The following is a 13,717-nucleotide window of genomic DNA, read 5'->3' as shown; positions in this document are numbered from 1 at the left end:
TCAAGCTTTAGCTTAATTCGGCCGATACCTGTGGGTGTTATTCGCCTTAATAGAGAGGAACAGCCGAAAAGGGACTTTTCGGGATGTTGCACAACCTACGGCTCCACTCGTGCGAACGCCTGATATAAAACCTTAGCGGAACCGATTACGCCATGAACAAAAGCCTTCGTTTCAGCCACAAGATTCTTTTGGCGGCATCACTGATCGTGATACTCGCCTTCAGCCTTTTCACCCTCTACAACGATTACCTCCAGCGTAATGCGATCCGCGAGGACCTGGAAAATTATCTGGCTGAAATGGGCGCCTCCACGTCGACCAACATTCGCAACCTGTTCGAGGGCCGGATAAAACTGGTGGAAAACCTGGCGCAGAACATTGCCCAGGACCCGGCCAACGCCGAAACCCTGATGGGTCAGAATGCGCTGATATCCAGCTTCCTCACGGTCTACCTGGGCAAAGTCGACGGCGGTTTCAGCGTGCGCCCGGACGCGAAGATGCCCGACGGCTACGACCCGCGCACCCGCCCTTGGTACAAGGACGGCATGAATGCCAGCGGCGCGACGCTGACCGAACCCTACATCGACATGACCACCAACAAGATGGTCATCGGCATCCTCAGCAAGGTCTCCAGCAGCGTTGGCGTGGTCGGCGGCGACCTGGCCCTGGACGGCCTGGTGCAGATCATCAACTCGCTGAACTTCGGCGGCATGGGATACGCCTTCCTGGTCAACGACCAGGGCAAGATCCTGGTGCACCCGGATAAGGATCTGGTCATGAAGTCGCTGTCGGACCTGTTCCCGCAGCACACGCCGAAACTGACCGGCGAGCTGACCGAAGTGCAAAGCGATGGCCAGACCCGCCTGCTGACCTTCAGCCCGATTACCGGCCTGCCGTCGGCGAACTGGTACATCGGCCTGTCGGTGGACAAGGACAAGGCCTTCTCGATGCTCAGCACCTTCCGCACCTCTGCGGTGATCGCCACGGTAGTGGCAGTGGTGATCATCATCGGCCTGCTCGGCCTGCTGATCCGCGTGTTGATGCAACCGCTGCACACCATGACCCGCGCCATGGAAGACATCGCCGAAGGTGAGGGCGACCTGACCAAGCGCCTGCACATCCACAGCCACGACGAATTCGGTGTCCTCGGCAACGCCTTCAATCGCTTCGTCGAACGCATTCACAGCAGCATTCGCGAAGTGTCCTCGGCCACCGAGCAGGTCAACGAAGTGGCCCTGCGGGTGATCAGCGCTTCGAACTCGTCGATGACCAACTCCGACGAGCAGTCCAACCGCACCAACAGTGTCGCCGCCGCCATCAACGAACTGGGCGCTGCGGCTCAGGAAATCGCCGGCAACGCCGCCCAGGCTTCGCAGCACGCAAGCTCCGCGCGCCTGCTGGCCGAAGAAGGCCAGCAAGTGGTCGAGCGCAACATTGCCGCGATGAACCGCCTGTCCGACCTGATCGTCACCTCCAGCGCGCACATCGAAACACTGAACAGCAAGACCGTGAATATCGGCCAGATCCTGGAAGTGATCACCAGCATTTCCCAGCAGACCAACCTGCTGGCGCTGAACGCCGCCATCGAAGCGGCCCGCGCCGGTGAGGCCGGGCGTGGCTTTGCCGTGGTCGCCGATGAGGTGCGCAATCTGGCGCACCGCACCCAGGAGTCGGCGCAGCAAGTGCAGACCATGATCGAAGAGCTGCAGGTCGGTGCCCGCGAGTCGGTCGACACCATGGAGCAGAGCCAGCGCCACAGCCAGGACAGCATGCAGATCGCCAACCAGGCGGGTGAGCGACTGGACAGCGTTACCGTGCGCATTGGCGAGATCGACGGCATGAACCAGTCGGTGGCCACTGCCACCGAAGAGCAGACCGCCGTGGTCGAGGCGATCAACATGGACATCAACGAGATCAACATGCTCAACCAGGAAGGCGTGGAGAACCTGCAAGCGACCCTGCGCGCCTGCTCCGACCTCGAGCAGCAGGCTGGCCGCCTGAAGCACCTGGTGGGCAGCTTCCGTATCTGATAGAGGCTACACATTCGCCTGGCGCAGCCTCTGCGCTGCGCCAGGCATTACGCACTCCCCTCCTCTCAAACCGATCGAACAAACTATCCTTCTGATAGGTCCACCTTTAGGCATTTCATCGCCGGCAATTCAACGCCGGATGACAGACCCGAAGACGATCCCGGAGGGATGCTGATCGTGCACATCGCCGACATCACCATGTTCTACGCCCCGGCCAGCGGTGGCGTACGTACCTATCTTGATGCCAAACATCACCGTCTCGACGCCATTCACGGCGTACGCCACAGCCTGTTGATTCCCGGTGCCAGCGCCCAACACGGCGATGGCATCTATCAGGTACCTGCGCCGCCCTTGCCGTTTGGCAAGGGTTACCGCTTTCCGGTACGCCTGGCCCCCTGGTGCAATACACTGCGCACGCTCAAACCCGACCTGATCGAAGTTGGCGACCCCTACCTGACCGCCTGGGCGGCGCTGGAGGCGCGGCGCCAGCTCGACGTGCCCGTGATCGGTTTCTACCATTCCGACCTGCCGTTACTGGTCAGCAACCGCATGGGCAACTGGTTCGCACCCAATGTCGAGGCCTACGTCAGCAAGCTCTACGGCAATTTTGATCGGGTACTGGCCCCCAGCCAGGTGATGGCCGACAAACTACGCCGCTTGGGCGTGCGCGATGTCCATGTGCAGCCGCTGGGCGTTGACCTTGCCACTTTCCACCCCTCCCGGCGCGACCCACATGTACGTGCCGAACTGGGCATTGCCGACACCAGCCGCCTGTTGATCTTTGCCGGCCGCGGCTCGCGGGAAAAGAACCTGCCGGTGCTGCTTGACTGCATGCAGCGACTCGGCGACCCCTACCACCTGTTACTGGTGGGCTCGAACATGCCGGCCAGCGTGCCGCACAACGTCAGCGTCATCGATCACTTCTGCCCAGCTGCAGAGGTGGCCCGGCTGATCGCCAGCGCCGACTTGCTGGTGCATGCTGGCGACCAGGAAACATTCGGCCTGGTCATTCTCGAAGCCATGGCCAGCGCCACCCCCGTGGTGGCCGTGCGCGCCGGTGCGTTCCCTGAAATCATCAACGAACAGTGTGGCCGCCTGTGCACGCCCAACGATGGCCGGGCCATGGCGTCCGCCGTGCGCGAGGCGTTCGAGGCAGGTATCCGCGAGCTCGGCGTGCAGGCCCGTCACCATGTAGAGCAACATTATTCATGGGATAACGTGGTAGCTGGCCTGCTCCAGCACTACCAGGCCGTGCTCGGCCATCAGCCGCAGGTGCGCGCCCATGCTTGAGCCTTCCGCCAGCCAACGCAGCCTCATGCTGGTGTTGCATGATGTTGCCCCGGAAACCTGGCCGGACTATGAACCGTTCGTAGGGGCCGTGGACGCGCTGGGCAACGTGCCAATGACATGGCTGGTAGTCCCGGACTTCCATCGACGCAATCCGCTGCACCAGGCACCTTCGTTCTGCCGTCTGCTGGACGAACGCCTTGCCAAAGGCGACGAACTGGCACTTCACGGCTATGCCCATGCTGACGAAGGCCCCGTACCGCGCAGCCCCGTCGACTACTTCATGCGGCGCATTTATACCCATGAAGGCGAGTTCTACAGCCTTGATGAGAACGAAGCGCTTACCCGGCTACAGGAGGGCCTGGCACTGTTCGAGGACCAAGGGTGGCCTGTGGCAGGGTTTGTCGCACCGGCCTGGCTCATGAGCCAGGGCACGCGGCAAGCGCTGTGCCGCCTGCCACTGAAATACACCAGTACACCGCAGCATCTGTACCGCTTGCCGGACTTTACGGCCATTGATGCGCCAGGCCTGGTCTGGAGCGCCCGGAGCGCATGGCGTCGCAAACTGTCCCGCACGCTATGCGACTGGCAATGCCAGCGCTGGCGGGGCGCGAGCACGTTGCGCTTGGGGCTGCACCCTGTAGACATGCGCCATCGCTCATCCCGTGACTATTGGTTGCGCACGCTGGAGAGACTGTTGAAGGATGGCCGCGAACCGCTGACCAAATCTGCCTGGCTGGAGCGCCAGGGGGCAGCATGAAGCGCTGGGCCTGGCTGGCGCTGGCATTGCTGGGTGCAGCGCTGGTGCCAGCATTGCTGGGTGGTAGCGAGCTGCTGCCGAGGCTGAGCCGGTTCGACCCGCACCTGCTGCTCATGCTGCTGGGGATGATTCTGTTGTGCTGGGTCATCAATGCGCTGCGCCTGCGCCTGTTGCTGGGTGAGCAGGCAAAACAGTTGAGCCATGCTCGCAGCCTGGGCGTGGTCATGGCCACCGAGTTTGCCATCTGCACCACCCCTGGCGGCAGTGGTGGGCCGCTGACCCTGATGGCCCTGCTGGCGCGAGACCGCATCCGCCCGGCGCGCAGCGGCGCCGTTTTTGCCATGGACCAGTTGAACGACCTGGTGTTCTTCTTCTGCGCAATGCTGGCGATTGCCGGCTACGCGCTGTTCCACAGCCTGGGCCGCAGCCAGGAAAGCATGTTGCTTGGCAGTGCGTTACTGCTGTGCTCAGCACTGGCCGGGGTGATCGGGCTGTTGCGCTACCGGCGCCCGATAATGCGCATGAACGGCAGGCTGTTGCAGCGCATGGGGATGGGCCAGCCGCGCAAACGTCGCTGGGCGCGCAAACTGCTGCACTTCGTTGCAGCACTGGCGCAGACCTGGCGCCTGCCCAAGCGCAGGCTGAGCCTGGTGTTCACCCTGACCTGCATCCACTGGGGGCTGCGCTACAGCGTCTTGTACCTGGTGCTGCGGGGCTTGGGGGTAAACCTGCACTGGATTCCCAGCTTCCTGGTGCAGATGCTGTCGCTCAGCGCCGGCCAATTCAGTCTGCTGCCTGGCGGCGCCGGGGCCGCCGAGCTGACGTCGGCCAGCCTGTTGACACCCTTGGTGGGCAGCTCGACCGCAGCTGCGGCAATCCTGATATGGCGGGCGGTTACGTACTACTTTTATCTACTGGCTGGGGGGCCGGTGTTTGTGTGCCTGCTGGGACGTCCGTTGCTGGAGCGCTGGCGGCGTCAGGCGGGTTGAGCTGTTGCCAGAGTTCGGCGGCGCCGGGGAAGTCGGTGCCATCCGTGTCATCCAGGGCTTCAGGGTCGTAGCGGGCCAGGCAGCCTTCGCCAAGGGTCGGTGGAGGTGAGGCGACGGGGTTGTTGCGTTGCTTGGTCATGGCCGTTTCACCCAGGATTGCCGGGGCGCTCTGCGCCCCTGTCGCGACAGGGCTGCGCAGCAGCCCCGCATCTCACAGCAAGCCGGACGGTGTCAGTCGAACACCACAGTCTTGTTACCATGCACCAGCACGCGGTCCTCCAGGTGATAACGCAGGCCACGGGCCAGCACCATCTTCTCCACATCACGGCCGAAGCGGACCATGTCCTCGATGCTGTCGGCATGGCTGACACGCACCACATCCTGCTCGATGATCGGGCCGGCATCCAGCTCTTCGGTGACGTAGTGGCACGTCGCGCCGATCAGCTTCACCCCACGCAGGGCGGCCTGGTGGTAAGGCTTGGCGCCGACGAACGACGGCAGGAAGCTGTGATGGATGTTGATCACCTTCTCGGCATAGTCCCGGCACAGTTGTGGCGGCAGGATCTGCATGTAGCGGGCCAGTACCACGACGTCGGCCGCATGCTCCTGCACCAGGCGCGACACCTCGGCAAAGGCCGGGGCCTTGTCTTTGGGGTCGACCGGTACATGGAAGAACGGAATACCGTGCCACTCGACCATGCTGCGCAGGTCGTTGTGGTTGGAAATCACGCAAGGGATCTCGCAGTCCAGCTCATCGGTGTGCCAGCGGTGCAGCAAGTCTGCCAGGCAGTGCGACTCACGGCTGGCCATCAATACCACGCGTTTTTTCTGAGCCGAGTCGGTAATGCGCCAGGTCATGGAGAACTCTTCGGCGATCGGCGCAAACGCCTCACGGAAGGCTTCGATACCGAACGGCAGCGATTCAGCGCGGATTTCATGACGCATGAAGAACCAACCGCTCTGCTCATCGGAGTGGTGGCTGGCTTCGTTGATCCAGCCATTGTACAAGGCCAGGAAATTACTGACTTTCGCCACGATGCCTACACGGTCGGGGCAGGCGATCACCAGACGATAGGTGCGCATGAATGAGACTCCAGAACTTCGCAAAGGCGCCTATTCTAGCGGTCCGCCAGAAAAAACGCAGTATTGATCGTTACCGCGATGGCATATGCAAGCCCGAAAACGCCACACGGGCGCTGCCTGACAGACAAGAGGAAACGCACGGGGCATATGTAAAATTTTGTTCACGTAGAGAAATGCTGTCACAGCTTAATTAACAGTTAATTGCCCAATCTTATGTTTACTTGCGAGTATGGGCTGTCTATTATTGCCCCACACATTTCTGAACACGCATTAAGGAACACTCCATGTCCCTGATCAACGAGTACCGCGCCACCGAAGAAGCCATCAAGGAACTTCAGGCCCGCCTGGCCAATCTGTCGCAGGATGACAAGCTGAAGAAAGAACTGGAGTTCGAAGGCAAACTGCGCACACTGATGGGCGAGTACTCCAAGTCGCTGCGCGACGTGATTGCCCTGCTCGATCCAGAGTCGAAACTGAGCAAGGCACCTCGTGGTTCGGTCAAGACTACCGCCACCAAGCGCGCACGCAAGGTCAAGCAATACAAGAACCCGCACAACGGTGAAGTGATCGAAACCAAAGGCGGCAACCACAAGACCCTGAAAGAGTGGAAAGCCACTTGGGGCGGCGACGTGGTTGAAAGCTGGGCAACCCTGCTGGACTGATTATCCGCATACGCCCTCTTGCTTCGCACAACAAAAACGCCGGCACATTGCCGGCGTTTTTGTTTATCTGCCATCAGCCGATGGAATAGCGTTCCTGCAGTTGTCGAGCATGCAGTTGCCAGGCCTCCAACACGCGCCTGCCTGCCTCGTCGGCGCCCTCCCAGGCTTGCTGGCGCGCCTTTTCGAAGTCGCCCAAGGTATTCGGCGCCCCCCACTGCGGGTCGCTCAGGCGCTGTTGGCAGAAGCCATACCAACGTTGCCGCTCCTCGCCGGTCAAGGTTTCAGGGAAGTTACGTGCCCGGTAGCGGAACAACAGCTCCGGCAAACGCGGATCATCGAACATCCATTGGCCATGGCTCAACTGCGCCGGTTCCAGCGCACGAACTTGCTCGCATAAGCGCCGGTCGCGGTCACCTATAAAACCATCATACAACTGCTGTTCCGGGTCCTCACTCGGGGCGAACTCGTCCTTGCCATAGATGTGCTCCAGCTTTTCTTGCCATTGCGCCTGTTGATTGGCCAGTTGTTCACCGCGCGATTGTAACAACGTCAAGTCCAGGCCCAATCGTTGTTGATCGACCGGGCGCAATACGGACAGCGGCGCCACTACCGGACAGCGATTGATCTGCACCAATTTGAGCGGTACCGGTAATTCACCTTCGGCCAATTCATCATGCCGGGTGTACAAGCGCTGACGTAAAACTTCAGCACTTTCCCGCAGTAACGGTAGGGTTTCCTGATGCAGGTCGCAGACAATCAGTGCATTGCGATTACGCGGGTGCCAGGCCAGTGGCAATACGACCCCCAGGTAATTGCGCGCCGCCGAAAAACGCCCGGATATATGCACCAGTGGCTGCAACAGACGGACCTGCTCCATTACTTTATGCTTGCTGCGCAGCTGAAACAGCCAGTCATACAACTTGGGTTGTTTCTGCCGAATCAGGCGAGCCAAGGCAATGGTTGCCCGCACGTCGGAAAGCGCTTCGTGGGCATGACCGTGGTCAATGCCATTGGCCTTGCTCAGCAGTTCCAGACGCAGGCTGGTGCGCCCGTCCTGTTGCGGCCATTCAATGCCTTCCGGGCGCAAGGCATAGGCGGTGCGCACAATGTCGATCAGGTCCCAGCGGCTATTGCCTCCCTGCCATTCACGGGCATAGGGGTCGAAAAAGTTGCGGTAAAGGCTGTAGCGGGTCACTTCATCGTCGAAGCGCAGGGTGTTGTAGCCGGCACCACAGGTGCCCGGTTGCGCCAGCTGGGCATGCACGCGAGTCATGAACTCGGCTTCGCACAGGCCCTGCTCCGCCAGCAGTTGCGGCGTAATGCCTGTCACCAGGCAGGCCGCCGGGTGCGGCAGGATGTCGTCCGACGGTCGGCAATAAAGGCTGATTGGCTCGTCGATTTCGTTAAGGTCGAAGTCAGTGCGCAGGCCGGCCACCTGCAGCGGCCGATCGCAGCGCGGGTTGATGCCGGTGGTTTCATAGTCGTGCCAGAAAATGCTGGAGGTCACGGGGTCGTCCTGTATCAAGGTCGACCCGATTCTAGCGCGATTCTGAAAAATGAACGTTCAGACGGGAGCGTTGGCGGGGCGGAAACTGAAATAGTCGCGCAACGAACGTACGAAATCATCGTACTCGCGCGGAGACTGCAGCAGCATGAAGCCCGAATCGTAGTGCCCAGGCGTCTGGTCCTCGCGGCACCACAGGCAACTGGCAGTGAGGTTGACGAACTGGTGCCCGCCGCCAGGCAGGGGCATACGCAGTTGCAGCTCGTAATCGGGCCCGACCAACACGGGCAGCTGGCTGATGACCATCAACCCATTTTCAGAGGCATTGCCTAGCTGACCGATCTCCTGACCGGTAAAGCGGTTGAACACCTTGAGGACACAAGGTAGCTGATGACGTTCTATGTGGCGCTTGTTGAACATGATCGCGAGTGTATTCCGTACCTGATGCCAGGAATACTAGGTACTGGCGGTTGTTGTAACAGCTGAGTTACAGATTAGCGCAGCACGCGCAGCAAATCCCGTGAAATAAACCACACCTTTGTGTTAGCGCCAAGGTACGGTCGTCACCGGGTTGGCCACGGCCGTTTCTGCACCGCGCAAATGGCCGAGTTTTTCCAAGGTCTGCAGGCGCGCCCGGGCGCGATAGGCATATTCGTTGCCCGGGTACTGCTGGATCAGGTACTGATAGGTCTGCGCCGCGTCCACGTACAACGCCTGGCGCTCCAGGCACTGGCCGCGCAGCAGTGACACTTCGGGGTGGATGAACGGCCGGGCACGGCTGGTGCGATCAACCTGCGACAGTTCGAGCATGACCCGTGCGCAATCGCCGCGGTCGTAGGCGCGGTAGGCATTGTTCAGGTGGTGGTCCATGGACCAGCGGGTACAGCCGACGGCGCTGGCGGCCAAGGCTAAAACGATCAGGGCTCGCATGGGGATCTCCTTTGATGCCAGTGTATCGGCGTTTGCCTGCAAATCTTCACACCCTTTTGCAAGGATACCCTGCCCCGTTCAAATGCCACCCTGCCTTGGTTGCAGGTAGTGCAACGGAACAATGACTACAGCGAGATTCAGGAGTAGCCTTTCGCTGCGCTTCACTATAGGAGTCTGTGCATGAGCATCCGCCGCACCAAAATCGTCGCCACCCTTGGCCCCGCCAGCAACTCGCCGGAAGTGATCGAACAACTGATCCTCGCCGGCCTGGACGTGGCACGTCTGAACTTCTCCCACGGCACGCCGGACGAGCACAAGGCCCGCGCGCGCCTGATCCGTGACATCGCCGCCAAGAACGGCCGCCATGTTGCACTGCTGGGCGACCTGCAGGGTCCGAAGATCCGCATCGCCAAGTTCGCCAACAAGCGCATCGAACTGAAGATCGGTGACAAGTTCACCTTCTCCACCGCCCACCCGCTGACCGAAGGCAACCAGGACATCGTCGGTATCGACTACCCCGACCTGGTCAAGGACTGCGGCGTTGGTGACGAACTGCTGCTCGACGATGGCCGCGTGGTCATGCGCGTCGAAACCGCCACTGCAGATGCCCTGCACTGCGTGGTGATCATCGGTGGCCCACTGTCGGACCACAAAGGCATCAACCGTAAAGGTGGCGGCCTGACCGCACCGGCCCTGACCGAAAAAGACAAGGCCGACATCAAACTGGCTGCGGAAATGGACCTGGACTACCTGGCCGTATCCTTCCCGCGTGACGCCAGCGATATGGAATACGCGCGCAAGCTGCGTGATGAAGCCGGCGGCAGCGCCTGGCTGGTGGCCAAGATCGAACGCGCCGAAGCGGTGGCCGATGACGAGACCCTCGACAAGCTGATCGCCGCCTCCGACGCGGTGATGGTTGCCCGTGGTGACCTGGGCGTGGAAATCGGCGACGCCGAGCTGATCGCTATCCAGAAGAAGATCATCCAGCACGCCCGCCGCAACAACAAGGCCGTGATCGTGGCGACCCAGATGATGGAGTCGATGATCCAGAACCCGATGCCGACCCGCGCGGAAGTGTCCGATGTGGCCAACGCCGTGCTGGACAACACCGATGCGGTGATGCTGTCGGCCGAAAGCGCCGCCGGTTCCTACCCGATCGAAGCTGTCCAGGCCATGGCACGCATCTGCCTGGGTGCCGAAAAGCACCCGACCAGCCAGAAGTCCAGCCATCGCCTGCACACCACCTTCCAGCGCTGCGACGAAAGCATCGCCTTGGCGGCCATGTACACTGCCAACCACTTCCCAGGCGTAAAGGCGATCATCGCCCTGACCGAAAGCGGCTACACCCCGCTGATCATGTCGCGCCTGCGTTCGCATGTACCGATCTTCGCCCTGTCGCCGCACCGCGCCACCCAGGCGCGCGCCTCGATGTTCCGTGGCGTGTACCCGATTGCCTTCGACCCGGCCGCGCTGCCGGCCGACAAGGTGAGCCAGGCGGCGGTCGACGAGCTGCTCAAACGTGGCCTGGTGGAGCAAGGTGACTGGGTGATTCTGACCAAGGGTGACAGCTACCACACCATCGGTGGCACCAACGGCATGAAAATCCTGCACGTCGGTGATCCGCTGGTCGGTTGATCCACTCGTTTCACAGCACAAGGCTCAAGTGCAGCCTTGTGCTGCGAAGAGGCCCCGACAGCAATAAAAAAAGCCCCGGTTCTCGCGAACCGGGGCTTTTTGATGGTGCAGGGGTAAGGCTGGCTTACATCATGCCGCCCATGCCACCCATGCCGCCCATATCAGGCATGCCAGCAGCTGGCTTGTCTTCCGGCAGGTCGGCAACCATGGCTTCGGTGGTGATCATCAGACCACCGATCGAAGCAGCAGCTTGCAGCGCCGAGCGAGTGACCTTGGCTGGGTCCAGGATACCCATCTCGATCATGTCGCCGTATTCACCGGTAGCGGCGTTGTAGCCGAAGTTGCCCGAACCTTGCTTGACCTTGTCAGCAACCACGCTTGGCTCATCACCGGCGTTGGCAGTGATCTGGCGCAGCGGGGATTCAACAGCGCGACGCAGCAGCGCGATACCGACGTTCTGGTCTTCGTTGTCGCCTTTCAGGTCGATGATGGCTGCCAGGGCGCGAACCAGGGCAACACCACCGCCAGGCACCACGCCTTCTTCAACGGCTGCACGGGTAGCGTGCAGGGCGTCTTCAACGCGGGCTTTCTTCTCTTTCATTTCAACTTCGGTGCCGGCACCGACCTTGATCACGGCAACACCGCCAGCCAGCTTGGCCAGACGCTCTTGCAGCTTCTCACGGTCGTAGTCCGAGGAAGTTTCTTCGATCTGGGCACGGATCTGCTTGACGCGTGCTTCGATCTCGGTGTCAGCGCCAGCACCGTCGATGATGGTGGTGTTTTCCTTGGACAGGATGACGCGCTTGGCGTTACCCAGGTGCTCCAGGGTAGCGGTTTCCAGGGACAGGCCGATTTCTTCGGAGATGACCTGGCCGCCAGTCAGGACAGCGATGTCCTGCAGCATGGCCTTGCGGCGATCGCCGAAGCCCGGAGCCTTGACTGCAGCAACCTTGACGATGCCGCGCATGTTGTTGACTACCAGGGTAGCCAGCGCTTCACCTTCAACGTCTTCGGCAACGATCAGCAGTGGGCGGCCGGCCTTGGCAACGGCTTCCAGAACTGGCAGCAGCTCACGGATGTTGGAGATTTTCTTGTCGACCAGCAGCAGCAGCGGGCCTTCCAGCTCGGCAACCATGGTGTCCGGCTTGTTGACGAAGTACGGCGACAGGTAGCCGCGGTCGAACTGCATGCCTTCTACGACGGACAGTTCGTTTTCCAGGCCCGAGCCTTCTTCAACGGTGATCACGCCTTCTTTACCGACTTTTTCCATGGCTTCGGCGATGATTTCACCGATGGAGTTGTCGGAGTTGGCAGAGATGGTACCTACCTGGGCGATGGCCTTGGAGTCGGCGCATGGCTTGGACAGGTTCTTCAGCTCGGCAACAACGGCAGCAGTGGCCTTGTCGATACCGCGCTTCAGGTCCATCGGGTTCATGCCGGCAGCGACGGCTTTCAGGCCTTCGTTGACGATGGCCTGAGCCAGAACGGTAGCGGTGGTGGTGCCGTCACCGGCAGCGTCGTTGGCCTTGGAAGCAACTTCCTTGACCAGCTGGGCGCCCATGTTTTCGAAAGCGTCTTTCAGCTCGATTTCTTTGGCGACGGAAACGCCGTCCTTGGTGATGGTCGGCGCGCCGAAGCTCTTGGCCAGTACCACGTTACGGCCTTTCGGGCCCAGGGTCGCTTTTACCGCGTCAGCCAGAACGTTGACACCAACCAGCATTTTCTTACGAGCGGAATCACCAAATTTTACGTCTTTAGCAGCCATGATCGTTTAATCCTTGAAAAACTTTGGAGTAACGGGAAGTCGGGGGAAATCAGCCTTCGACAACGGCGAGGATTTCGTTCTCGGCCATGACCAGCAGGTCTTCGCCATCGACTTTCACGGTGTTGCTGCCCGAGTACGGGCCGAAAACCACTTTGTCACCCACTTTCACGGCCAGCGCGCGAACTTCGCCGTTGTCCAGAACGCGACCGGTGCCGACGGCTACAACTTCGCCGCGGTTTGGTTTTTCAGCGGCCGAACCCGGCAGGACGATACCGCCAGCGGTTTTCGATTCTTCTTCGCTGCGACGGATGACTACGCGGTCATGCAGAGGACGAAGTTTCATTGTCGATCTCTCCCAAATTGTGGTTTTCATCGGCCGGTTCGACACCGGCGGTTTTGATGCTGTCCGGCGTTGCCGGGGGTGGCCCGCTGTGAGCGAACCACCTGTGTAATGTCTGGTGTTGCCACCAGAAACCTTGCGGTGACCACATACATGAGGCCGCCACATCCAATTACAAGGCTCGAGATAGAAAATTTTTCATCAGGCCAAAAAAAACCGGGGCCGCTTGCGCGGCCCCGGTCCTTCTTACTTGTCGCGGCGCTCGTACTCGCCTTCGATCACGTTCGGGCGGTGGCCGCCATCACGCGGCTGCGCCTGGAAGGGGTCATCCTGGAATGCACGCTGGCGCATGGCCTGGGCCTCGGCACGCTCGCGCATCTTGCGCGCCGCCAGGCGGCGGGTGAATGGCAGCAGGCACAGCACACCCAGCACGTCGCTGATGAAGCCGGGCAGCAACAACAGGCCACCGCCCACGGCCAGCATCATGCCCTGGAACATGTCCTCGGCGGGCAATTCACCGCGCTGCAGGCTTTCACGGGCGCGCAATGCAGTCGCCAGGCCGGCCACCCGCATGACCAGTACGCCCAGGGCGGAGCCGGCGATGATCAGCAGCAACGCCGGGAAGAAACCGATAGCCGCGCTGACCTTCACGAAGACGAACAGCTCCAGCACAGGAAAAATCAGAAACAGCAGTAGAAAAGCACGCATCAAGGGTTCCTCGACGGAAGATAACCT

The 13,717-nt window shown here is 60.9% G+C and carries 14 protein-coding genes; 6 read left to right on the top strand and 8 right to left on the bottom strand.

The annotated features are described in order from the left end of the window. Window positions 1-152: 152 nt before the first annotated feature. The 4 genes from N5D53_RS17705 (at window position 153) to N5D53_RS17690 (ending at window position 5,063) form a co-directional block, all read left to right on the top strand. The gene (locus N5D53_RS17705) at window positions 153-2,027 is read left to right on the top strand and encodes a methyl-accepting chemotaxis protein (RefSeq protein WP_010952482.1); all 1,875 of its coding nucleotides are present in this window, start codon (window positions 153-155) and stop codon (window positions 2,025-2,027) included. Between the two features lie 168 nt (window positions 2,028-2,195). After that, window positions 2,196-3,317, top strand: coding sequence for a glycosyltransferase family 1 protein (locus N5D53_RS17700; protein WP_020193164.1), 1,122 nt, complete (start codon window positions 2,196-2,198; stop codon window positions 3,315-3,317). Beyond that, window positions 3,310-4,074, top strand: a complete 765-nt coding sequence (locus N5D53_RS17695; protein WP_279840566.1) for a DUF2334 domain-containing protein — start codon at window positions 3,310-3,312, stop codon at window positions 4,072-4,074. The genes N5D53_RS17700 and N5D53_RS17695 overlap by 8 nt, the downstream gene beginning before the upstream one ends. After that, a complete protein-coding gene (locus tag N5D53_RS17690; protein ID WP_279840565.1) occupies window positions 4,071-5,063 on the top strand; it encodes a lysylphosphatidylglycerol synthase transmembrane domain-containing protein in 993 nt (330 codons plus the stop codon). Before N5D53_RS17695 ends, N5D53_RS17690 begins: the two co-directional genes overlap by 4 nt. Here the strand turns inward: N5D53_RS17690 and N5D53_RS17685 are convergent. Continuing rightward, window positions 4,969-5,202, bottom strand: coding sequence for a hypothetical protein (locus N5D53_RS17685; protein ID WP_081273152.1), 234 nt, complete (start codon window positions 5,200-5,202; stop codon window positions 4,969-4,971). The two genes, N5D53_RS17690 and N5D53_RS17685, sit on opposite strands and share 95 nt — an antisense overlap. Before the next feature lie 92 nt (window positions 5,203-5,294). Beyond that, the gene (gene purU, locus N5D53_RS17680) at window positions 5,295-6,146 is read right to left on the bottom strand and encodes a formyltetrahydrofolate deformylase (RefSeq protein WP_003251921.1); all 852 of its coding nucleotides are present in this window, start codon (window positions 6,144-6,146) and stop codon (window positions 5,295-5,297) included. A gap of 284 nt (window positions 6,147-6,430) precedes the next feature. Here purU and mvaT point away from each other — a divergent pair, with 284 nt between their 5' ends. After that, window positions 6,431-6,808, top strand: a complete 378-nt coding sequence (gene mvaT / locus N5D53_RS17675; protein ID WP_003251920.1) for a histone-like nucleoid-structuring protein MvaT — start codon at window positions 6,431-6,433, stop codon at window positions 6,806-6,808. 73 nt (window positions 6,809-6,881) lie between these two features. Here the strand turns inward: mvaT and sbcB are convergent, their stop codons facing one another. The 3 genes from sbcB to N5D53_RS17660 form a co-directional block, all read right to left on the bottom strand. Continuing rightward, window positions 6,882-8,315: an exodeoxyribonuclease I gene (gene sbcB, locus N5D53_RS17670; protein ID WP_064491140.1), complete on the bottom strand. Its 1,434-nt coding sequence runs from the start codon at window positions 8,313-8,315 to the stop codon at window positions 6,882-6,884. Window positions 8,316-8,372: 57 nt separating this feature from the next. Then, window positions 8,373-8,732, bottom strand: a complete 360-nt coding sequence (locus N5D53_RS17665) for a PilZ domain-containing protein (RefSeq protein ID WP_012053641.1) — start codon at window positions 8,730-8,732, stop codon at window positions 8,373-8,375. Window positions 8,733-8,855: 123 nt separating this feature from the next. Further along, window positions 8,856-9,242, bottom strand: coding sequence for a hypothetical protein (locus N5D53_RS17660; RefSeq protein ID WP_003251914.1), 387 nt, complete (start codon window positions 9,240-9,242; stop codon window positions 8,856-8,858). Between the two features lie 180 nt (window positions 9,243-9,422). Between N5D53_RS17660 and pyk the strand changes: the two genes are divergently transcribed. Then, window positions 9,423-10,877, top strand: coding sequence for a pyruvate kinase (gene pyk / locus N5D53_RS17655; protein WP_003251912.1), 1,455 nt, complete (start codon window positions 9,423-9,425; stop codon window positions 10,875-10,877). Between the two features lie 124 nt (window positions 10,878-11,001). On the opposite strand, the gene groL is transcribed toward pyk, so the two are convergent. The 3 genes from groL to N5D53_RS17640 form a co-directional block, all read right to left on the bottom strand. Beyond that, window positions 11,002-12,642 (bottom strand): chaperonin GroEL, encoded by a 1,641-nt coding sequence (gene groL / locus N5D53_RS17650; protein WP_010952474.1) that lies wholly within the window; start codon window positions 12,640-12,642, stop codon window positions 11,002-11,004. Between the two features lie 49 nt (window positions 12,643-12,691). After that, the gene (locus N5D53_RS17645) at window positions 12,692-12,985 is read right to left on the bottom strand and encodes a co-chaperone GroES (protein WP_003251905.1); all 294 of its coding nucleotides are present in this window, start codon (window positions 12,983-12,985) and stop codon (window positions 12,692-12,694) included. Between the two features lie 243 nt (window positions 12,986-13,228). Continuing rightward, the gene (locus N5D53_RS17640) at window positions 13,229-13,690 is read right to left on the bottom strand and encodes an FxsA family protein (protein WP_003251903.1); all 462 of its coding nucleotides are present in this window, start codon (window positions 13,688-13,690) and stop codon (window positions 13,229-13,231) included. Window positions 13,691-13,717: the final 27 nt, after the last annotated feature.

It is taken from the genome of Pseudomonas sp. GD03862 (assembly GCF_029840855.1).
In the GTDB taxonomy this organism is placed as follows: domain Bacteria; phylum Pseudomonadota; class Gammaproteobacteria; order Pseudomonadales; family Pseudomonadaceae; genus Aquipseudomonas; species Aquipseudomonas alloputida.
The sequence above is the reverse complement of the archived record's forward strand: the minus strand, read 5'-3'. Positions and strand labels throughout refer to the sequence as shown.